Annotated in this window: 6 protein-coding genes; 4 read left to right on the top strand and 2 right to left on the bottom strand. The window is 62.5% G+C overall.

The genetic code is table 11. From position 1 onward, the window contains the following. The first annotated feature begins 68 nt into the window (after positions 1 to 68). On the top strand, positions 69 to 1,337 hold the full coding sequence (locus U1A53_RS05715) for a hypothetical protein (protein ID WP_322279556.1): 1,269 nt from the start codon (positions 69 to 71) through the stop codon (positions 1,335 to 1,337). A gap of 41 nt (positions 1,338 to 1,378) precedes the next feature. On the opposite strand, the gene U1A53_RS05710 is transcribed toward U1A53_RS05715, so the two are convergent. Both U1A53_RS05710 and U1A53_RS05705 read right to left on the bottom strand, forming a co-directional pair. Then, complete coding sequence (locus tag U1A53_RS05710; protein ID WP_322279555.1) at positions 1,379 to 2,014, bottom strand: response regulator transcription factor; 636 nt, start codon at positions 2,012 to 2,014, stop codon at positions 1,379 to 1,381. Next, complete coding sequence (locus U1A53_RS05705; RefSeq protein ID WP_322279554.1) at positions 2,011 to 4,062, bottom strand: sensor histidine kinase; 2,052 nt, start codon at positions 4,060 to 4,062, stop codon at positions 2,011 to 2,013. Before U1A53_RS05705 ends, U1A53_RS05710 begins: the two co-directional genes overlap by 4 nt. A 172-nt stretch (positions 4,063 to 4,234) precedes the next feature. Between U1A53_RS05705 and U1A53_RS05700 the strand changes: the two genes are divergently transcribed. From U1A53_RS05700 to U1A53_RS05690, 3 genes are read left to right on the top strand one after another with little or no spacing between them, the layout of a single operon-like run. Further along, positions 4,235 to 11,350, top strand: coding sequence for a PA14 domain-containing protein (locus U1A53_RS05700; protein WP_322279553.1), 7,116 nt, complete (start codon positions 4,235 to 4,237; stop codon positions 11,348 to 11,350). Between the two features lie 11 nt (positions 11,351 to 11,361). Continuing rightward, a complete protein-coding gene (locus U1A53_RS05695; RefSeq protein ID WP_322279551.1) occupies positions 11,362 to 19,701 on the top strand; it encodes an alpha-amylase family glycosyl hydrolase in 8,340 nt (2,779 codons plus the stop codon). After that, positions 19,698 to 23,366, top strand: a complete 3,669-nt coding sequence (locus tag U1A53_RS05690; RefSeq protein WP_322279550.1) for an alpha-amylase family glycosyl hydrolase — start codon at positions 19,698 to 19,700, stop codon at positions 23,364 to 23,366. The genes U1A53_RS05695 and U1A53_RS05690 overlap by 4 nt, the downstream gene beginning before the upstream one ends. Positions 23,367 to 23,408: the final 42 nt, after the last annotated feature.

Below are 23,408 nucleotides of genomic sequence, written 5' to 3'. Positions count from 1 at the left end.
TACGTCGGAAAACGGGGTCAGTGTGCAAAAAGTTGACAAAATAGCTGTCTCAGGGTTAAAAGCGCGGCATGCCACGCAGCATCCGCATTCAATCCGCCGGGGCTTATTACCACGTCATGGCCCGTGGCAACCGGCCCGAGGCCATCGTGGAGGGCGGACGGGTGACGCGTTACGGCTACGACCTGGGCGGACGCGCCGTGGTGCTCGTCGCTGGCAACGGCCAGGTGAGCAACAACAGCTACGACGCGCTGGGCCGGCTGAAGAACCGCACGTTGTTCCGCACGCAGACGATGAGCGAGGCCGACGTGCTGGCGGAGTTCGGCTGGGAGCACGACCTGCTGGGCAACGTGACGCAGCAGCACGAACTGTGGCCGGGGGAAGTCACGCGCCAAGGCGGCATCCGCAGCACGGTGATGAGCTACGACGGCAACAACCGGCTCACCGGCGAGGCGATCTTCACGCGCACCACGGACAGCGCGCCCGCCGTGGAGCAGAGCCGGACGGAATACAGCTACGACACCGCCAACAACCGGGCCACCAAGACGGTGACGCGTCTCGCCGCTGCTGCCAGCAGCACCGAGGCCGGGGAGAACGACGTGGGCCACTGGGCCTACACCTACAACAGCGCCAACCAGCTCATCGGCTGGACGCACAGCGACTACCCGAGCGGCACGACGTTCCGTGAAGCCACACTGACCTACGACGATGCTGGCAACCGCATCGCCCAAAACGTCACAACTTTAAACTCTCAACCTGAAACTTTAAACACGGAGTATTCCTGGGATGCGCAGGACCGCCTCACCGCTGTCACCATGCCCGACGGCAGCGAGCACAGCTACGACTACGATTATCGCACCCGCCGCATCGAAACTTCAAGGAGTGGGGGCATCCTGCCCCCAACCTCAACCGCCAGAATGAGACGTACAAGCCAAACCAATGGCATTGGCCGTGCCAACCCATTTGAGAAAATGAAACCAGGCCAGCATCTCGGTCCCGAACCCTCCTTGGCAAAGCCACAAGGCAAGGCCTGGCAGTCCGCGTTTCCACACTGGAGACTGCCTTCGCTCGCCGCACGAACCATGCGGTTGACGGAGAAAAGAAAACCTACTCTAACTCAACATGCCAATGCCTTGCCCGCCTCGGAGCACTTGTCCCTGATCACTCTTCCGAGACACCGGCGTACGCGTGTGCTGACCGGCTTCGGAAACAACTTTGGTAGGCATGCGACTGATCTGATGATGTCACGCTCCTCATGTTCTCAAATCGAGCAGAACGCAAGCAGCCTGGTTTCCGACTTGGCAACGCGGCGTGCTGTGGCAGCATCGGCGCTGTGTTGACGGGGGCATCCTCTGACCCACCCCTCGCATCCAGCATCGACCTATTCCCCAACGTGGACGATGCCGCGCTCGATGGCGATGGCGACGGCGCGGGTGCGGTCGAAGGCCTCCAGCTTCTCCAAAATGAGGCTGATGTGCAGGCGGATGGTGCCCATGCTCATGTGGAGCAGATCGACGATCTCCTTGGTGGAGTGGCCTTTGACGAGCAGTTTGAGGATTTCCAGCTCACGCGGCGTCAGCGGCTTGCGCTGCTCACGCGCATGCAGTTTGGCGGCGATCTCGGCGGGGAAATACGTTTCTCCAGCGGCGATGCAGCGGATGGCGCGCAGCACCTCCTCGCATTCGGCGGCTTTGGTGAGGTAGCCTCTGGCCCCGGCCTGCACGGCGCGGTAAATGTCCTCCTCACCGTCGAACACGGACAGGATCAAGGCCCGGATGTGCGGAAACTCGACACGCAGGGCCTCCAGCGTCGTCACCCCGGTCTGATCGGGCAGCCGGTAGTCCATGAGCAGCACATCCGGGCGGTGCTCGCGGTAGAGTTCGATGGCTCGCGCCCCGGTGCTGGCCTCGGCGACGACGGTCATGCCTGCTTCGCTGTTGATCGGCACCGCCAGACCGAGCCGGGTGGCGAAATGGTCGTCCACAATGAGAACACGGATGGGAGGGCTTGCGCTCATGCCGGGGAGGAGGACTGGAAGGCCACGACGGGGGCCTGAACTGAAACGGTGGTGCCTGCGCCGGGCTGGCTGACGATGCGCAACTGCCCGGCGATTTTTTCCGCACGTTCCCGCATGCCGCTGAGGCCGAAGTGCCCGGCCGCCGCCGCGGCGCTGGACGGTTCAAACCCCCTGCCATCATCCCGCACCGCCAAATGCACCTGCCCGTCGGCGTATTCGAGCCGGAGGTCGATTTTTTGGGCCGCCGCATGATGTGCGGCGTTCGCCACGGCCTCCTGGGCCAGGCGGAGAAGATGCGTTTCCAGCGTTCCCGAAAGCCGGACCGGCTGGCCGACGACTTCGACGTTGAAGGCAGCGCCGCTCACCGTCGCCAGCGGGCGCAGCAGTTCATCGAGGGCGGCGTGCAAGCCGCGCTGCTCCAGCGTCACGCTGCGCATTTCACGAATCGTGCTGCGTGATTCCTCACGCACACGCCGCAGCAGCCGGCGGGCGAGCCCGAGCGGTTCGCTGGCCTGCGGATGGCTGCCGTTGAGCTTCATCGCGGTGCTGTCCAGCAGCATCGTCACGCCCACGAGTTCCTGCTCCAGCGTGTCATGCAGATCACGGGCGATGCGCTGGCGCTCCTCCAGCGTGGCCTGCTGCTGGGCCTGCTGCCGGATCACGGAGGATTGCTTGCGCACCAGCATCTGCAACACCACCGCCCAGGCACCGATCACCAACGCCACGACGGCCAGAATCCCGAGCGCCCACAACGCACGGCGCCCATCCCACCACGGCGGCCGGGCAAGAACCACCACATCCGCCGGCGAACGAAGCTGGATGCGGAAGCCGGTGGCGTTGCGGGGAATGACCAGCGGGCGTGTGGAGCTGAATTCACAAATGCCCGTGAGTCGCAGTTTCATGCCGGGCAGCAGTGCCTCCGCCAGCGGGTCTGTCGCCGCCAGCAGCGCTTCAAACACCTGCCCGTCCGCACTGCACATCAGGCTGATGCCTTCACGGCCATGCATCGTTTCCAAGTAGTTCGCCTCCAGCGTCACCAGTTCACACTGCTCGCGGCTATGGCGGGTGTTCGCCGCATGAAAAATCACCGGTTCGGGCAAGGCCGCCGCCGTGCCGGTCTTTGTCACATTGATCGCACTCAGGCTCGGTCGAAATGCCGTGACGGCGGCATAGCCCTCCGCCTCCACTTCATCCCCGGTCTGAATGGAGACCGGCTGCGCCGTCTGCACAAACAAACCGCCGCCTTCGCCTCGCAGGTACAGGCCGCGTCCGGCCACGCCATGCGTGACGACGCCTCGCACCCGCACCCGCTGGCGCAGCGGCGAATCCACGCGCAACAGCCCGTCCACCGGCATCAGCGGTGCTTCCGCCACCGACTCTGCCGCTTCATCGAGCACAAAGGATTCGAGCCCCTGCACGAACAGCAGGCGCCCGGACATCTGCCGCTGGTCGTTGAAATGCGTGCCCGCGATGCCGCGCACCCGCACCCGGCGTTCCACGAGCTGCCAGGGCAGTTGCGACTGCGGTTGATGCTGTGGCAGCACCGCTTTGACCGACCAGCCCTGGATCTGCAGCTCCACCACCAGGCTTTGATCGCCAAACCAAGTGCCCTTTACGACCGCCGCCACCTCCACCGGATGGCAGTCCAGCCCGGGCAGGAAAAGCCTCTCCGCAGTCACCTTTTCAAACTCCGGCAACGCACCGCTGCCGCTCACGTCGATCCGTGACGGCAGGATCACCGGCAGGAATTCACCCGGCCCGGCGACTCCCTCAATACTCAGCCGCATGCCGGGTGCATACGGCTGCGCCGGGCGGTCCTGCTCGGCGATGCCGACGCAGATGCCATCTTTACCGTCGTGTACGAAGAGCACGCCCCAGTCCTTGTGGTAGCAGGTCACCACTGCTTCCACGCGCACGGGTGGTCTGCGCTCCGCCGTTTCCGGCGCCAGCCTGCGCACCTCCCCCACGGTTGCCAGCGGCTCCGCGGCCATGACGAAGGGCAGGCCTGCAAACGCCAGCGCCAGAGAGAGTCTCAGCCCGTTGAACATGCGCTCCATCATACCTGTCCCGGCCGGGCTGCGAAATGTTCATTTGACTAAATGACTTCCGTTCTGCGGGAGGGCATGATCTCGCCCCGCCTCCACCCAGGTAAAAGCTTGCTTCGAAGGCAGTTTTTTGGGAGCCTCCTGACCGCCCTAAACCCCAACCGTATTTCGGACCGTGATTTTGTATTTCTTGAAATGGCTCCGGCTGCTCGTGCCCGCCATTCTTCTGACTGGCACCTCCTTTGCTCAATACGGCATCCCTTCGCGTCCGTCGTTCACGGCGTTCAACAACGGCGCGCTGCCCACCAATGCGCCGACCTTCTCCGGTAACTGGTCCGTCACGCCGGCGTTTCCAAATGTGACGCTCTACAACGCCCTCGGCGTTTGCGAACTGCCGGGGCAAGCGTCCAATCAACGCCGCCTCGTCGCGTGGGAGCGTGAGGGGAAGATCTATTCGTTCCCGAAGGATGCGGCGGCCACCAACGCGCAGAAGGTGCTGATGCTCGACATCTCGAATCAATGCCAGGGCTGGGACGATTCCGGGCTGATGAACATCGCGTTTCATCCGAACTTCGGCTCGGAGCCCTCGAACAACCGCTACGTCTTCCTTTACTACACCTGGGTCACGCCGGGCACCGTCACCGGCAGTCCCACGACACGCCCGAACACCTTCAAACCCTGCCGCGACCGCCTCGCGCGCTTCACGGTGAATGTGGATGGCACGATTGATCCAGCGAGCGAAACGATCCTCATCGACCAGGTGGCCGGCAGTGTGTGGCACAACGGCAGCGGCCTGTTTTTCCACCCGGACAACGGTTTCCTCTACCTCACGAATGGCGACGACGCGCAATCGACGCTGAACACGCAGCGCATCGACCGCGGTCTGTTCAGCGGCGTGCTGCGCATTGATGTGGATCAGCGCGGCGGTGCCATCAGCAAGCCGATCACCCGCACACCGCAGCCGGCGGGCACGGTGACGCAGAACTACTACATCCCGCTCGACAACCCGTTCGTCGGGCAAGCCAATGCGCTCGAAGAATTCTTCTGCATCGGACTGCGCAGTCCGCACCGCATGACGATCGACCCCGTCTCCAAGCGCATCTTCATCGGTGACGTGGGTTTGGGCAACTGGGAGGAGATTGATGTCATTGAGCCGAACGAATCCGCGCTGAATTTCCAGTGGGACAAGATCGAAGGCCTGCAGGGCGATCTCACGCAGCCCTACATCGGCACCAACAAGCGGCCCATCATCCACTACTCGCACGCGGAAGGCGGTGCGGTCATCGGCGGCAATGTGTATCGCGGCAGCGAGTTCGCCAGCGACCTCGGCGGCAAGTATATCTTCGCCGACAACGTCAGCGGCTCGATCTGGTATCTCGATGAAAGCACCATGCCGCCCGGCAAGGTCGGTTTGACCACGTTTCCGAACGGCGTCGGCCCGGTCTCCGGCGGCAACTACGTCGGCGTCTCCAGCTTCGGCGTGGATGCGGATGGCGAGCTGTACATGACGCAGATGTCCAGCGACGTGAACAGCGGCCGCATCTACAAACTCCAGCGCACCGGCGCACCGCCGCCGTCGCTGCCGCAGACGCTTTCCGCGACCGGCTTGCTCTCGCCAGCGAGTTTCGGCAACAACAACCCGCTCCAGCCCGTCACCGGCTACAACGAGTTCAAAACGGTGAATCCGTTGTGGAGCGACCGCGCTTACAAGTACCGCTGGTTCGGCATTCCCACCGGGCAGACGATCAATTTCACGCCCGCAGGCGAGTGGAGCTTCCCGGAAGGCTCGGTGTTCATCAAACACTTCGATCTGCCGACCAATGACAACGACCCTGCCGTCGCACAACGCCTCGAAACACGCGTCCTCGTGCGTGACAACGCCGGTTACGTCTATGGCATGACCTACAAGTGGCGGCCGGACAATTCCGACGCGGATTTGATCACCAGCGGCATCACGGAGGACATTCCGATCATCGGCAGCGTCGATCTCGGCACGCTGAGCAGCACGGACATCGGCAGTCCCGGCGTGGCGGGCAGTACCACGCCGTTCAATGGCGGTTACGCTGTCTCCGGTGGCGGCGCGGACATCTTTGGCGTCAGCGACCAGTTTCGCTTCGTGCATTCGCAAAAGACCGGCGACTTCGACATCGCCACGCGCATGGAATCGCTCGACCGCGTTGATCTTTATACCAAGGCCGGCCTCATGGTGCGCGAATCCCTCGCCGCGAACTCACGCAATGTCATGGCGCTGATGTTCCCCACCAATGAAGCGCGCAACAACAACACCGGTGGCTACGAGTTCCAGTATCGTGACACGACCGGCGGTGGCTCTGCGGCGATCTATCCCGCCACACCGCAGCCGCAAGTGCGCTACCCGAATGCGTGGCTGCGCCTGAAGCGTCAGGGCGATGTCTTCACCGCCTGGCATGCGAAAGACGGCAAGAACTGGACGCTCTACGCCACGCACACGCTGGCACTGCCGGGCACGGTTTACTTCGGCATGGCCGTCACCGGTCACAGCAACGCCGCCACCTCGACCGCGCGCTTCCACTTCAACATCAACCGCACGCAGCCGTGGTATTTCCCGGGCCGCCAGGACTGTCTCGCCTGCCACACGCAGGTTTCAGGCGGCGTGCTGGGCATGAACACCCCTCAATCCAACAGCAACTACCACTACCTCGCCAGCGGCATCACGGACAACCAGCTCCGGGCCATGAACCACGCCGGTTACTTCACCACGCCGCTCGTGGAAGGCGACATCCCGAACTACGACAAGTTCGCCGCGCTCTCCGACAACACCGCTTCGGCCGAGCAGCGCATGCGCGGCTACCTCGACTCCAACTGCTCGCACTGCCATCGCCCCGGCGGCGTGCATGCGTTCTGGGATGCGCGCTACGAAACGCCGCTCGGCTCCGCCAGCATCGTGAACGGCATCGTGCAGCAAAATCTCGGCGTGAACAACGCCAAGGTCATCGCGCCGCAGAGCGTGGAGCGTTCGATCATGTACCTGCGCATGGCCACCGCCACCGAGCACTTCAAAATGCCGCCGCTGGCCAAAAATGTCGTCGATCAAGACGCCATCGCCATGCTGGAGCAGTGGATCGCCGAAGTTTCGCAGCCGCCGGCCGATCCGCTGCCGTCGCCGTGGCTTCACGCCGATGTCGGCAGTGTTGGCTTCGCCGGTGATGCCACTTACGCGACGCTGAACGACACCTTCATCATGTCCGGCAGCGGTGATGACATCTGGAACAACGCCGACGCCTTCCACTTCGCGTATCAAACGCTCAACGGCGACGGCGAGATCATCGCGCGTGTGCAATCCATCACGCCGACCGATCCTTACACGAAGGCAGGTGTGATGATTCGCGACAGCCTCGGTGCCGGTGCCAAAAACGCGCTCATGCTGCTCACCAGCGGCCAGGGTTCGCAGTTGCAATACCGCACCGCCACCGATGGCGCGACCGCGCACACGGACGGGCCGAACGAGTTCGCGCCCTACTTCGTGCGCATCCGTCGTCAGGGTGATGTGATCACCGGCTTCATCGCCGCGAGCAATGGCGCGTGGCAGCAGGTCGGTTCCATCGTGCTGCCGATGAATCAGAGCATCTACATCGGCCTCGCCCTTTCAGCGCACAACAATGCGCAGACCGCCACCGCCTTGTTCGACAACGTCAGCGTGCTCGCCAACGGCCTGCCCCTCGAATTGCATGTGAACTTCCAAACCGCCTCCGCACCGGTGCCGGAAGGTTACATCGCCGACACCGGCTCGATTTACGGCCTGCGCGACAACGGCTTCAGCTACGGCTGGGATGTCGATAACACCGCCTTCGCCCGCGACCGCAACAACGCCGCCTCTCCCGATCAGCGCTACGACACACTCAATCACATGAAGCACACGGATGCGCCCGCGCCGCGTTCGTGGCAGATCGAGCTGCCCAACGGCACTTACAGCGTCCATCTCGTCGCCGGTGATCCGACCACGACTGACAGCAACCATGTCGTCACCGCCGAAGGCAATGTGATCCTCACCGGCACGCCGAGCACCACCAGCCGCTACATCGAAGCCACCAGCACTGTCACCATCAGCGATGGCACACTGTCACTCGCGCAAGGCGCGGGCGGAACCAACACGAAGCTCTGCTACATCGACATCACTGGCGTGCAGGGTGCGGTGAGCGTTGCCATGACCGCGCCGCTGCATCAATCGACGAACTACCTCAACAGCACCGTTGAATTCACCGCCACTGCCTTCACGACGAACGGCGGAGCGACGATCACCAAGGTCGAGTTCTTCGATGGCTTCACCGAAGTGGGCGAAGATTTCACCGAGCCGTTTGCCTTCACCTGGAACAGCGTGCCTACCGGCGTGCATCAGGTCATGGCCAAGGCCACCGACAGCACGGGCGCGGTCGGTTTCAGCTCCTTCAATCAAATCACCGTCAGTCCTGATGGTCCGCTGGGCCTCAGCGCCGAATACTGGCCGAATCTGGCGATGAGCGGCACGCCGGTGACACGCAACGACGCCAACATCCAGTTCGACTGGGCTGGCGGCGCTCCCATGACCGGTATTCCGAATGATTTGTTCAGCGCCCGCTGGCGCGGACGCATCAAGCCGCAGTACAGCGAAGTTTACACCTTCAAGACGGCCACCGATGACGGTACACGCCTGTGGATCAACGGCCAGCTCGTCATCGACCGCTGGGTCAATCAAGGCGCCAATCCCGCCTACACCGGCACCATCACGCTGACCGCCGGACAGGTTTATGACATCGAGATGAACTACTTTGAGGGCTTTGGTGCCGCCGTGGCACGCCTGTCGTGGTCCAGCGCCAGTCAGCCGGAGGAACTCGTGCCTGGTGATCGCCTGTTCAATCCCACCGCCGGTGCCAATCATCGCCCGCGCCAGCCGGACATCATTATTCCCGCCAATGATGGCGAACTCGTCGATCCGATCACGATGGTGATGCAAACCGCCGCCTTCCAGGATGTGGATGCCGCGCAGACACATGCCGCCACCGATTGGGAAATCTGGAGCACCACCGGCACCATCGAGCGTGTGTGGAGTGCGCTGAATCAAACCGGCGGCGCCTTGCTTTATCGTCAGCTCCCCGGCGGCACCTTTGAAGGCGTGCTCACCGGCCAGACGCAGCTCGCCAATGACACGACCTATCAGCTCCGCGTGCGTCATCGGGACAGCAGCGCCGATGCCGCCACGGAATGGAGCCCGCAGGCCGTGCGCAGCTTCACCACCACACCGCCGGATGATCCGCGCGGCGTTCTCGGCGAGTATTATCCGAACAACGCCACCTTCCGCCTCACCGGCACGCCGCTCTCACGCACGGACACGAACATCGACTTCAACTACGGCGGCGGCGAGCCGTTCAGCGGCGTGGGCGCGGACAATTTCTGCGTGCGCTGGCGTGCGCGCGTGAAACCGCAGTTCACCGAGACCTACACCTTCACCAGCGAGACCGACGATGGCGCACGTTTGTGGGTGAACGGCCAGCTTCTCATCGACAAATGGCAGTTCCAAGGCCCCACCCGTCACAGCGGCACCATCACCTTGATCGCCGGTCAGTATTACGATCTCGAAATGCAGTACTTTGAAGGAGCCTTCGGCGCTATGGCGAAGCTCATGTGGTCCAGCGCCAGCCAGGCCGAGCAGGTCGTTCCCGCGCTGCGCCTGTATGCCATCGCACCCGGAGCCAATCACCGTCCGCGTGTGCCCGCGCTCATCACGCCTTCCACCAACGGCGCACCGCAGAGCAGTTCCGCCGTGCCGATGCTCGGCGGTGCCTTTGAAGACGAAGACGCCGGTCACACGCATGCCGGCACCGATTGGGAAATCTGGACGGATGAAGACAGCTCCGTGCGCGCCTGGAGCGCGCTGAATCGCAGCGGTGCTCAGCTCACCAACGTCACGCTCAGCGCCGGCACCTTTGAAAACAGCCACTCCGGCCGCACCACGCTCATCAACGACACCAAGTACCGCATCCGCATCCGCCACAAGGACAGCAGCGCCGATGCAAACAGCGAGTGGAGCGCGTGGAGCGACTGGAAATACTTCGTCGCCAGCCCGATGGACGCCGCGCACGGCCTCGCGGCAGAGTATTACTCGAACACGCAGACCTTCCAGGGCACCACGCCCTTCACGCGCACCGACTACGACATCAATTTCTCCTGGGGCGGCGGCAGCCCCGATGGCGCGATCAGCACCGACAACTTCTGCGCGCGCTGGCGTGGCCGCGTGAAACCTGAGTTCACCGAGACCTACACCTTCAAGACCGACAGCGATGACGGCACGCGCGTGTTCGTCAACGGCCAGCTCATCATCGACAACTTCGGTGCCTTCACCGGCCAGACCACCGGCACCATCACCCTCAACGCCGGTCAGTTCTACGACATCGAAGTCCACTTCCTCGAACTCGGCGGCGATGCTGTCGCGAAACTGCTCTGGAGCAGCGCCAGCCGCGTTGAGCAGCTCATTCCCGCCTCCCGGCTCTATGCGCCGCTGCTTGGCTCGAATCGCCGCCCGCGCACGCCGGACATCACGCTGCCCACCGGTGCCGGACTCGTCAGCCCCGCCACTTTGGCGCTGCAAACCGGTGCCTTTGTCGATCTCGACTCCGCACAAACGCATGCCGCCACCGATTGGGAAATCTGGACCACCACCGGCACCATCGAGCGTGTGTGGAGCGCGCTCAATCGCACCGGCGCGCAACGTCTCGACCTCACGCTCGCTGACGGAGCTTTTGAAAACAGCCACGCGGCCCGCACCACGCTCCTCGGCAGCACCGCTTATCAGCTCCGTGCCCGCCACCAGGACAGCAGCGGCACCACGACCAGCGAACGATCCGCGCCCACGCACCACGCCTTCGCCACCAGCATCGTGCCGTACGACACCTGGTTCACCAGCCAGTTCACCCCTGCCGAGCAGGCCAATCCCGCCCTCAGCGGCGAAACTGCCGACTTCGACGGCGATGGTCTGCCCAACCTGCTCGAATACGCCCTCGGCACCGCACCCAAGGGCACCAACACCAGCCCCACTCTCTTGAATCAAGTCACCCCCACGCAAATGATCCTCAACTATCAGACCTACACCGGCGCCCTGGATGTTCAGTTCATCGTCGAATCCAGCACCGACCTGCAAGGCAACACCTGGAGCACCACCGGCATCACCACTGCTGTCGATGGGGCCGCCAACGGCCAGCTCCAGCCCATGCGCGCCACCATCACGCTCACACCGGGCGAACCGCGCCGCTTCGTACGTGTTCGCGTCGTGCGGCCATGAAGCTTTCCACCATGATCATCTCTCTCCATCGTTTCTGCCGGTTCCTGGCGCTGCTGTGCGTGCTGACGCCGTCGCTGCGCGCGGAAACGATGCTGCAGTACTTCAACACGAGCTGGGTGGAGATCACCAACAAGATGCCCGAGCTGGCCGAGGCGGGTTACTCCGCGCTGTGGCTGCCGCCGCCGACCAAAGGCTCGGGCGGCCTCTCCGTCGGCTATGACATGTGGGATCCGTTCGATCTGGGTTCCAAAAACCAGCGCGGCTCGATCAAAACGCGTTACGGCACGGAGGCGGAGCTGATTCGCCTCGTCGAAACCGCGCACCGCTTCGGCATCCGCATCTACTTCGACAACATCATGAACCACCGCGCGTTCGACGTGCCGGGCTACAATGAAACGACGCCGGTGGATCTGTATCCAGGCCTCGTGCCGGAAGATTTTCATCTGCGCAAGACGCAGGACGGCTTCTACCGCAAGTGGGACAACACGCGCTCGTGGAATGATGCCTGGCAGGTGCAGAACCTCGGTCTCGCCGATCTCATCGACATCGCGCAGGAGCCGGGGGACACGAATCAGAATTTCGGCAGCAGCGAAGGCAGCACGGCGCTCAAGATCAAGTTCATCCGCGATCTGGCGCGGCCGGAACACTACTGCTACCTGCCCAACGGCACGTATGTCGGCTTTGGTCCCGGCAACGGCATCACCACCGAGCTGCTCCAGGCGAATCCGTCCTTCTACTCCGAGCGTGTGGAAGACTACCTCAACCGCGCCGCGCGCTGGCTCATCGACCGCACGAAAGGCGACGGTCTGCGGCTCGACGCCGTGAAGCATGTGCGCTCCGATTTTTTCGGCGCGACCTTCGGTGCGGACAAAGATTCGAGCGATTACGGCTACACCGGTCAGGTGCAGCGCCAGTTCAACATCTCGCGCGGCTTCAGCGACACGAATCATCGCGACAGCGTCTTCAACACCGAAACGGGCCGCGATGATGCCATGCTGTTTGGCGAACATCTCGGCGAACCGCCCGCCTACGGCCCTTACATCGACTCCGGCATGCGTTTGGTGGACAACGTGTTGCGCGAGCAGCTCAACGGCAAACTCGGCAATCCCTCCAGCGGTCTCGAAGGCTTCGATGCGCCCGGTTCCGGCGGTTTCGGCGCGGATGTGGGCGTGATGCACGCGCAGAGCCATGACAACGATTACGCCGCACGTCGCGAGTTGCAGCACGCCTTCTACTTCCTGCGCCAGGGCCTCGGCCTGCTTTACACCGATGGCAACTATCAGGCCGAAACTCTCGGTGAAAGCGGCGGCGCCTTCCCACGGCATGCCAACACTTCCTTCCTTGGCCAATGGGCCGATGGCCGTGTGCCCAACCTGCTCTATGTGCATGATCAGTTCGCGCGCGGTTATCAAGTTGGTCGCTGGAGCGATGGCGACTTTGTTGCGTGGGAGCGCATCGACAAGCGCGAGAACCCTTCCATGAGCGATGAGAACGGTGTCACGCTGCTCGTCATGCTCAATGACAACTATGCCAGCGGTCAGGCGCGCGGCAGTCTTGGCAGCGCCTTTCCCGCCGGAGCCTATTTGTACAACTACTCGTGGTATGGCGGCGGCTTCTACAAGTTCAAGGAGGAGCTGGGTGGCACGGTGGTGCCCGCCGGTGGCTACTTCCTTTTCTCCTGGAAGAATCCCGACCCGTCCGAGCTGTGGAAAAACTTCGGTGGTCGTCCCATCACCATCACGCAAAACGGTGTGACCGCCGTCACCGTCACCGTGAATCGCAAAGACGGCTCGAATGGCGACAAAGCCTTCAGCGGCGGCACGCTGCCCGAAGCCTCGCGTCCCGTGCTGCTCCCAGACACGAATCTGACCGACTACACTTACAGCGCGGAAATTCCGCGCATCACCGACGGCACCGCCGTGCGCTTCATCGCCCGCACAGACGGCTCGGCGGCAAACATCCTGCTCAAACTCGACGGCGGCATCAATTTGAACGCGATCAATCACGCGGGCGGCGATTCACGCGACAATCCGCCGGCGGTGAGCACGGACACCTTTCATGGCTACGAGCAGCCAGCATTCGTCAGCCGCATTCATCCCGAGCTGTTCGCTGCCAAAGATACCGCACGCAACGCCACCGGCTCCGCAGGCGCGGAAACCTTCACCACCAGCACCGTTGTGAATGGCACCACCGCCAAGTTCATCGACGCCGACACCGCCGCCTTCCTCTACCACGATCCTGCGGCGCCGGTCGGCAACATCACCCCGGCACGCAATCAATACGACGCCGCCAACAACGAGATGTGGGCGAAGGCCAACAGCGTTGGAGCCGGCTACAAGATGTTCCTCTATTACACCAACGACGGCAGCAATCCCGAGGGCGCTGGCGGCAGGGCTTATGGCACCACGAAGGTCGCCGAGATGATTTACCGGCACAACGACGACGGCGGCGCGAGCGACTGGTGGAGCGCCGTGCCTTTGCCGGTCGATTTCAACACCACATCCAAATACAAAATCGGCATCTACAAAGACGCCGCTCCCTCCTGGTGGCCCGGCAATGCGGACGCCGTCACGCGGAAGCAGAAGATGCTGACCACCTTTGAAACCAGCGTGCGTGATCTCACCACCACCGTGATCCGCCCGCATGCGGACTATGGCGCGGAGCAGACCGGCCTGAGCGAAGGCATGCACGTCATCCGTGCGCGGGCTTTCCTCAATCGCGGCGGCCAGGCCAGCATCTACAACACCTTCACGCAGTCGTTCTACTTCGATGCGCAGCGCCCGCTCGGTGAAATCCGTTTTCCAGAGACCAACGGCGACACGGTGGGCGGCAGCGAGTACGGTGGCGTCGTCCGCACCGACTCCAGCGTCACCGAAGTCTGGTACAACATCACCGACGGCGATGCGACCAACGACGACGGCATCACGCGTTCTTTGAGCGGCAACGGTGGCGGCTATGAACCGTTCACCGACAGCGACCGTGATGGCGTACGCGATGCCGGGGAAGCCTTTGTCGATTTGGACGAAGACGGCACCTGGGATGCCACGCTGGCCACCTCCTGGGTCAAGGCCACCGAAGTCACGCCCTCGCTCAGCTTCCAGGCGCTCAATCCGGTCTACCAAAAGGAATGGCGGCTCAACTACACCAACATTCCCGCCACCGGCAGCGCCACGATCCAGGTGCGCCTGCGTGAACTCAGCAGCGCCGCCTACAAGGACTTCGCGCTCAGCGACGTCGCCGGTCATTTCACCACGTTGCAGCGCACCGTGACCACCGCCGGGCCGGACATCCGCATGTTCATCGCCTACCCGCAGAATCATGGTGACCTCGTGGGCGACGGTTATGTGATGAAAGTCTATTTCACCAAGTCGCTGGCCGACGGCCTCACCACCACGCAGCTCCGCGACCGCTTCACCATCCGCATTGGTTCCAATGACGACGGCGGCGTGCTCACCGCCTATTCGCGTGATGCTTACACCATCAACCTCAACGAAACGGACGACTGCCACGCCCTCGCCTTCACGCTGCCGAATCTCTACAACGATCAGCCCGACTACCTGCACAAGATCGAAGTCACGCACGACCGTCCGACACCCACGCCCGACATCTCCACCACACGCCTGGTGCGCTTCATGCCGTCGCAGGTCCCGCGCATCAGCATCGACACGCCGCCGGATCTCGACAGCGATGGTAAGCCGTTTGACATCATCCTGCCGGATGTCGCCGCGCCCACGGCTGATCAGCGCCGCTACACCATCCGCGTCGCCACCGCAGCGGATGCCACCAGCGTCACGCTCACCATCAACAACGGCCCCATGGACATCGCCGGTGAGTCGGTGGTCACCACGGAGGGCAACACCAAGTTCTGGGACTTCACCTGGCAAAACATGACGCAGGGCGAGTTCCGCTTCACCGCCACCGTCTTCGCTCCCGGCGGCGAAAATCACGATACCCGCAACGCGCGCGTTTTTTTTCGGCAAGTGACACCCGCCAGCGCGACCGATCCCGATGACGATGACGACGGCCTGCTCGATGGCGATGAAGCCACCGCCACGCCGCTGCCGAATGGTTATCTGGTCTCGCCGAAGCCGAATCCTGAGACCTGGACCAATGGCGAAATCCACATCTACCACGCCTTCGGCAAAAGTGATCCCCACAACCCCGACTCCGATGGCGACGGCCTGCCCGATGCGCTCGAAGTCGGCTGGCGCGGCCCGACCATCATCGGTGAGACCTTTTCTGACACTGGTTACGGTTCCCCCACCGTCATCGGAGCCGGAAACGGTCTCTTCGACTGGACGGACACGAACAACAACGGCGTGCATGATGCGGGTGAAGCCAGCGAAACCTGGACCGATGCCGATCTCGATCTCAAATACGACTTCGGCACCATTCCCGGCGTGGACACGAATGGCGACGGCATCTTAAACTTCATCGGCGACCTAGATCCGCCGTTCTACAACACCATCGACAACCTCAACAACGTGCCCGGCGTCAACACGCTGAGCGAAGGCGGTGATCGGGCGAAACAACTGCGCGGCAGCGTCACCAGTCCCGATGATCCTGACACCGACAATGACGGCATCAAAGACGGTGTCGAAGATGCAAACCGCGATGGCTGGTTGCAGGGCGATGGTGAATCGCTCGCCACGAACGCCAATCCTTCGCTGGCACGCACCTGGCCTGATGGCGTCCGCAATCCCGGCGAAATCTGGACCGAAACCGATCCCAACAACGCCGACACCGACGGCGATGGCGCGGTGGATGGCAACGGCGAGGACAAGGACTTCAACGGCAGCATCGCTGGCGACACCAACACCAACCGCATCTGGGAATCACCCGAAGAATGGAGCGAAAGCGATCCGCTCAAGGCCGACACCGATGCCGACGGCCTCACGGACGGCTGGGAAGCCCGCTACAACCTCGATCCGCTCGACAACGGCACGCTGAGCTTTCGCGGCGTCACGGCGCTCGCCGTGAACGGCCCCAATGGCGATCCCGATCTCGATGGCTTCTCCAATTTGCAGGAGATCACCAACGGCACGAGTCCGCGCGAGAACAACATCGTGACGCCACCGCCGCCGGGACAGATCGTCATCGGCCCGCAGACGCCGGTGGTGGCCGGTGGTGTGAGCAACAACCGCGAATTCACCGACTGGGCCATCGGCGATCTCATCGCCCTCGACGAATACAACGGCGACGGCACCAACAACCAGGGCAGCGACTTGTATCGCGCTTACGACGGCTTTGACAGCAGCCGCGACCTCGTGGCCTTCTACGCGCACGATGGCGGCAGCACCGGAGCCGGTGGTGACGGCAACTTCTACTTCCGCGTCGATGTGCAGGATCTCGCCGCCTTCGCGGAGGATGCCAATCTCGACATCTACGTCGTGATCGACTTCAACAGCCCTGCCAACGGCGAGTCCGCGCTGCCGGATGGCATCGACACACGTACCAACATGAAATGGGAGGCCGTGGTGGCCTGTTACGCCACGGACAGCGGTGCGGTGTATGTGGACACGCCGTTGTCGGGCCATTCGACCGCCTTCGACGAGAACCCCACCGACTTCGGCGTCGTGCGCCGCACGCAGGCGGATGCGAACGGCTTCAAAAAATCCTGGTTCAACAGCAAGCTCGACGCCGTCGAGTTCAGCATCAGCCGCCAGGCTCTCATGGATGCCGGCTGGCTCGGTGATGCCTCCACGCTCAACTTCCAGGTCTATACCACCAAAGACGGCAGCGACATCGCCGGGCGCGGTGACATCCGTGACAGCATCTACGATGACAACATTGCCAGCGACTACTGGCGCGATCAAAGCACCCTCGCCGGTGCGGGCAGCGTGTTGAAGGCCTGGTTTGGCCCCGGTGGCAGCAATGATCGCTTCAAGCGTGTCAAAGTCGCCAGCCTCATTCACGAATCACGTCCGCTGCTCGCCGGCAGCGAAGTTCAGGCGCTCATCAACAACGGTGCCGGGGCAGGGTGGTATCGGCCGCTCGATGTGCATGAGGCCTACGGCGTCCCCATGGCCCTGCATCTCACGCCGACGCTCGGCAGTGCCATTCAGTGGGCCAAGGTCGATCCCGCCGTGAGCAAACCGTGGCGTGATGGCCCTGCTTTCAATGCGCGTCTCGACGCGCTCGTCGGCGGCGGCGTTGTGCATTTCGTTGGCACCACCTATGGCGATCACATCGCCTCCTACTTCCCGCTCAGTTACACGCAAACAAATTTCACCGATGCCAACACGCCGATGGCAGATCTTTACCACGCCACGCCCGTCACGGTGTATCCACCGGAACAAGTGCTGCGAGACGAAACCTACAGCGATTTCGCCGCCTCTGGCTTCAGCTTCAGCTACGCCGAGCAGGCGCGGCATTTCGAGAAGTGGTTTGGCCGCAGCAGCGCTCTAGGCAACGATGGCTACCGCCTCAACCGCATCCACGGCGTCAAGGTTTTCGCCATCAGCGACCAGCCCAGCCAGTTCCGCTTCCAGAACACCGATGGCGGCCTCAACACCTCCCTGCGCGAGCTGTTGAACCGCAAGGCGCGCAGCGCCACGCAGGATCAGGTCGTCATCCTCGGCAGCGATTGGAGCGATTTCACCACCAAGACGAGCGCGGACGGCTACGACGTGAACATCGCGTGGATGGCCAGCCGGCCGTGGATTCAAATCACCACGCCGGAGGCCATCGCCGCCGGTGAGGTGGACTCGAATCGCAACGGCACGCCGGATGTGTGGCCCTTCGTCGAGCGCAACGCGCCCACGCTGCCCATCGTGTCGAAGGACTTCGTTCACTTCGCCACGCAGGAAAACTATGACAACTGGTACTTCGGCCAGGCGGGGCGCGAGGAGAGCCTGAACGGCAAGATTTTCAACATCCGGCCCGGCGTGCCGCTGCCCGCAGCCTTCGGCCAGGTCGGCGTGTCCGGCCTCGTGGACACGGCCTGGACCGCCGCCACCACGCTCGGCATCAGCGATCCGTCGTTTGGCCGTCTGGCCCGCGGTGCCTTCCACAGCGCCATGTGGCTCACGGCATTTCACGATCAACCCAGCGCCAACCTCGCCAAGTTCAGCACCGGCGACTACATCTATCCCGATACCAGCTTCAACAACCTCGCCGGCTTCTCCAAGGCCGCGCAGAGCCAGTTCCGCTGGGCCAAGGTGTATCAGCGTGTCAGCCAGTGGGCCGCCAGCGCGGCCACACTCGCGAACAGCGTCAGCACCGCCGCCGAGGATGCCGATCTCGATGGCGAGGACGAGTATCTGCTCTTTAACGACCGCGTGTTTGCCATGTTCGAGCGCATCGGCGGCCGCATGACCTGCGCGTTCGTGCGCGATCTCGTCAATGGCAAGGTGATGCAGGTCGTGGGCAATCCGCACAGCTACGCCGGCTTTGAAACCGAGGAGGAAGGCAACGTGAATGTCAGCGGCACGCAACCCGGCAGCTACCGCACCAGCGGCTTCAAGGACTGGTTCGCCACCGGCGTGCCTGACGCACTCGCTTACGTCAACAATCTCTACAGCGTGACCACCGCGACAAACGGCTTCACCTTCACCAGCAGCGACGGCAAGATCGCCAAAACCATCACGCTCGCGGCGCGTGGCAACAGTCTGCGTGCCGTATTCGCTCTCACCGGCGGCGTGACCACCTTGTATCAACGCCACGGCCTCAGCCCGCATCTTGCCAATCTGCTCACCAGCGGCCAGACCTATCTCGGCAGCGTCTCCAGCCTCGGTGGCATCGTCAGCCTCACCAACAACGCGCCCGATGCCGTCGTGCGCGCCTACATCCGCACCAGCATCCCCAGTTGGCCAAGCGCCACCTACAACGGCGATGCCATTGATGACGATCCCGTCATCACCTTCGACACGCTCAACATGCGCAATCAGGCGCAGACGCAGCAGATCGAGCTCACCATCACCGACGGCGACGTGTTCGAGTTCGGTCTCGAAACCGGCCCCACGCTCAGCGAGTCCACCGATGGCGACGCCCTCCCCGATGCCTGGGAAACCGCCAACAACCTCAATGCCGGCGACTCCGGCGGTATCAACGGCGACAGCGGCAATCCCGACGGCGACGCCTACACCAACCTGCAGGAGTTCATCCTCGGTAACAATCCCCGCGCCGGAGACCGCTACCAGCCCGTGCCCGCCAAAGTCGTCGGCGGCTTCGAACTGACCTTCACCACTATTCCCGACCGCCTCTACCGCGTGTTCTATTCCGACAACCTCACGTCCTGGAACCCGCTGACCGCCGACCTCCTCGGCACCGGCTCACCCATCACGATCACCGACCCCACGCCTCCCGCCTCCCGCTTCTACCGCGTCGAAGTGCGTCTTGTGAACCCATGAAGAGAATTCTTCCAGTTCTCTTGTTTGCCACCTCCGCGTTCGCCTGGAATGCCAACGAGGTGGATTTTCCGGGTGACGGGCAAGGATGGGATCTCGGCACGACTGATTCGACGAAATTTACCGGGCCGGATGGCAGCACGGAATGGTTCCGCTTTCAATGGACCGCCGGCACCGCCATCAGCGACTACAACTTCAAAATGGTCACTGGGAACAACTGGGATCAGGATTACGGCGGCAATCTGATCTTCCCGAAGAATGAACTCGCCATCCTGTATTACCAGCCGGTCGGCGACAGCGCGGCGAAGCTCTCCGGCGGTGTGACGAATGGCAAACGGTACGTTTTCACGGTCAAAGACCCCGGTTTGGCGAATACCTTCATCAGCGTGATGGAACTGAGCGCCGCGCCGGTCGCCATCACCGGCGTGTCACGGAATGCAACGAGCGGATTGATCACCATCAACCTCAGCGGCACGCCTGCGGTCGAAGAGAAAGTCTATGTGCGCTACACGGACTCGGGCTGGACCTACTCGCAGGTCATTCAGGCCACCGTGGCGGGCAACACGGCCACAGCGACGATCCCGGACATCAAGGACGGGAAAAACTACGCCTGGTATGTGCTCACCAGCACCGCGACGCCGGACAAGTTTCACAGCGGGTTCGCCACGGATGCGCTGTCGCTTGCCTGGAACAACAATGCCGGTGCCAACTACACCATCAGCGGCGTGAACCGCATGACAGACTTCAGCGTGAACAACACCAGCGGGCCGTATCAGACGACGAAGTTTTTCATCGACGAAATCGCAGGCGAGACCTTCCCGCTGAATGTCAGTGCCACCTTCAACGCCGGAACTCCGCCGACGGAAGTGGAAGTGGTGACGAATTTGAACCGCCGTGACAAGGCCGAGCAGGACAACAACAGCGATGGCGTGCCGGATGGCATCCTGTCGCCGCCGCGTGATCTCTGCGGGCAGAATGAAACACACTACTACAAGGCCCATGCGATGACGAACAGCAGCGGCAGCACCTGGAATGCCGCGATTCCGGTGACGAAGACCGGCGCGTATCGTGCCACCGTGCGCTACCGCTTCGCGCCCACCGGCCCGTGGTTCTACTATGGCGACCGTGATCATGCCGTGGTCGTCAGTCCGAAGAAGACACTCGAAATGACGCTCTATGAGGTCAATCCGCTCACGATCGAAGCCACCGCCGCGAGTGAGGCCGGACGCAGCACTTTCCTCGACATGCTCGGTGCAGCGGATGGCGACTCCGACGGCATCGATCCGGTGAACCTCGATTACTTCAATACGATTCAAGCGAACTGCCTGTGGTTCCAGCCGATCCATCCGACGGGCGGTCTCGGTGTGGAGAACGATCCGGCCACGTCCTCGCCGTATTCGCCGGGAAGTCCGTATGCGACGAAAAATTTCTTCGCCGTGAGCCCCTACCTCGGCACTGCGGGCACGGAGGCCTCGGCGATGAGTGAGTTTCAGTCGTTCGTGACGAAGGCGGACGACTACGGTGGCAGCGTGGGAACGATCAATGTCATGCTCGACTTTGTGGCGAATCACACAGCCTGGGATGCGGTTTACGGGCAAGGCGGAGTCGATCTCGGTTTCACCGGCAGCACGACGAATGCGATTCCAGTGAACTGGTACTCGCGCACGGGCGATTACGGCCAGCCGGCAACCTACTTCACGAGTTTGAGCGACAAGGACAAGGCCGTCGCGCCCGATCGCAACGACTTTGGCAAGTGGAGTGATGTCACCGAGCTTTACTACGGCCGCTACTCCGCGCAGTGGCGCTTCGACACCTACACCGCCGGTTCCGAGCCGCATAAAAATGAGGACGATGTCATGGACTGGAACAGCCTGAGTCCCGAGGTGATCAAACTATGGCGCTATCTCGGCCACTACCCGATCTACTGGCTGCAGCAGACGGGACACTCGCTTGCCAATTCCACCACTGGCAGCTACGCCGCACGCCTTGCCGCCGACAACAAGGGCATCGACTCGCTGCGCTGCGACTTTGGCCAAGGGCTGCCGAATCCACTGTGGGAATACATCATCAACCGCACCCGCAGCGCAAAGTGGAATTTTGTTTTCATGGCGGAGACGCTGGATGGCGAACAGCCGGGCTACCGCAGCAACCGCGTATTCGACATCCTCAATGAAAGCCTCGTTTTCAACTTCACCGCCAGCCATGTGAATGAGGAAGGGGTGATCCAGAGCGCCCTGGAGTCCCGCCGCAGCAACTACCGCACCGGAGCCATCCTGCTGAACATCACCGGCCACGATGAAGTCCTGCCTGATAACGACGCCTGGCTGAATGCCACGCGTTATGCCGCCCTGGCGGCCGTTCCGGGCCTGCCGATGACTTTTTACGGCCAGGAGCAGGGCATTCAAAACTACAACACCAACGGCGGCACCTTTCACTACGACGGCTTTGAGACGGATCACGAGCTGAACTTCGGCAAACGCATTCCGCACTTCAAAAAGTGGAATCGCGCGCAGTTTTGGACGCTGCCGCCGCCGAACAACACCGGCATGGCGCAGTGGTATGGACGGGTGAACTGGGCGCGGCTCAACAGTCCGGCAATCAAGAGCATCAACCAATACTACCTCGACAAACGGCCGAATGGCACGACGCCAAACAACAACGTCTTTGCCATCGCCAAATACGAGCAGGCCGGTGCTTCCCCCGCGTTCAAAGACGTGGTGATCTGTTTTGCGAACTTGTTCGTCCACGGAGCGGCGCATGGTGTGGCGTCTGACACTTTTGATCTGTGTGGGGGTGTCGGCGATCCACTCTGGTCGCTGCTGGGCCTGCAAAACTCGGCCGCACGGCAGTACAACATCCGCAATCTCGCCAGCAGCAATGCAGGCGCGAACATCTGGGCTTCTCCTCGCAGCGGAGCCGATATTTACAGCAACGGGGTCTTCGTCAGCCTCGACGGCGGCACAAGCAATGCCATCACCAATGACGGCGAACTGGCGCAGTATTTGAAGGTCGTCGATGTCACACCGCCGCCCGCGAGCGCACCAAACGCCACCTATTATCAGATCGGCACGCAGGGCGCCTTCACCTGGACCAGCAATGCCAGTGCGCATGACAACATTACCGAGTGGCGCATCAGCATCGGCAATACGCCTGGCGGGAGCAACGTCGTGAACAACGCCAGCGTAACCGGAAGCACCACCAGCTACACCTTCACCGGCACCACCGGCACCACCTACTACGCCACGCTCTCGGCCGTCAGCAGCGCGGAGGTGAGTTCTGCTCCAAGTTCATCCGACAGCGGCAACCCCAACCCTTCCAGCCAGACCACACCCGTTTTGCTCCTCTCACCCACGGGGGATCACGATGGTGATGGCATGAGCAACGAAAACGAGTCCACCGCCGGCACCAGCCCGCTGGATCGCACGTCCACCTTCGCCATCACCAGCGCCACTCAATCTGAAAACACGGTCATCCTGGCCTTCCCCACGGTGTTGGGACGATTTTATCATGTCTACTCCAGCCCCGACCTCGTTTCCTGGACGCTGGAAAACGAAACGGAGGCCAAAAACCGCCCTGGAACGGGCGGCAGCCTGACTTTTACCGATCAAAATCCCTCCGGAACCCAAAAATTCTATCAAGCGCGGGTGACGGCGAACAGCCTCCCGTGAAACGCCTGAATCCTGCCCGACCGGTCTGCTAGCCAATTGACT

The sequence above is a fragment of the Prosthecobacter sp. genome, from assembly GCF_034366625.1.
Taxonomy (GTDB): domain Bacteria; phylum Verrucomicrobiota; class Verrucomicrobiia; order Verrucomicrobiales; family Verrucomicrobiaceae; genus Prosthecobacter.
This window is presented reverse-complemented; position numbering and strand designations above follow the sequence as displayed.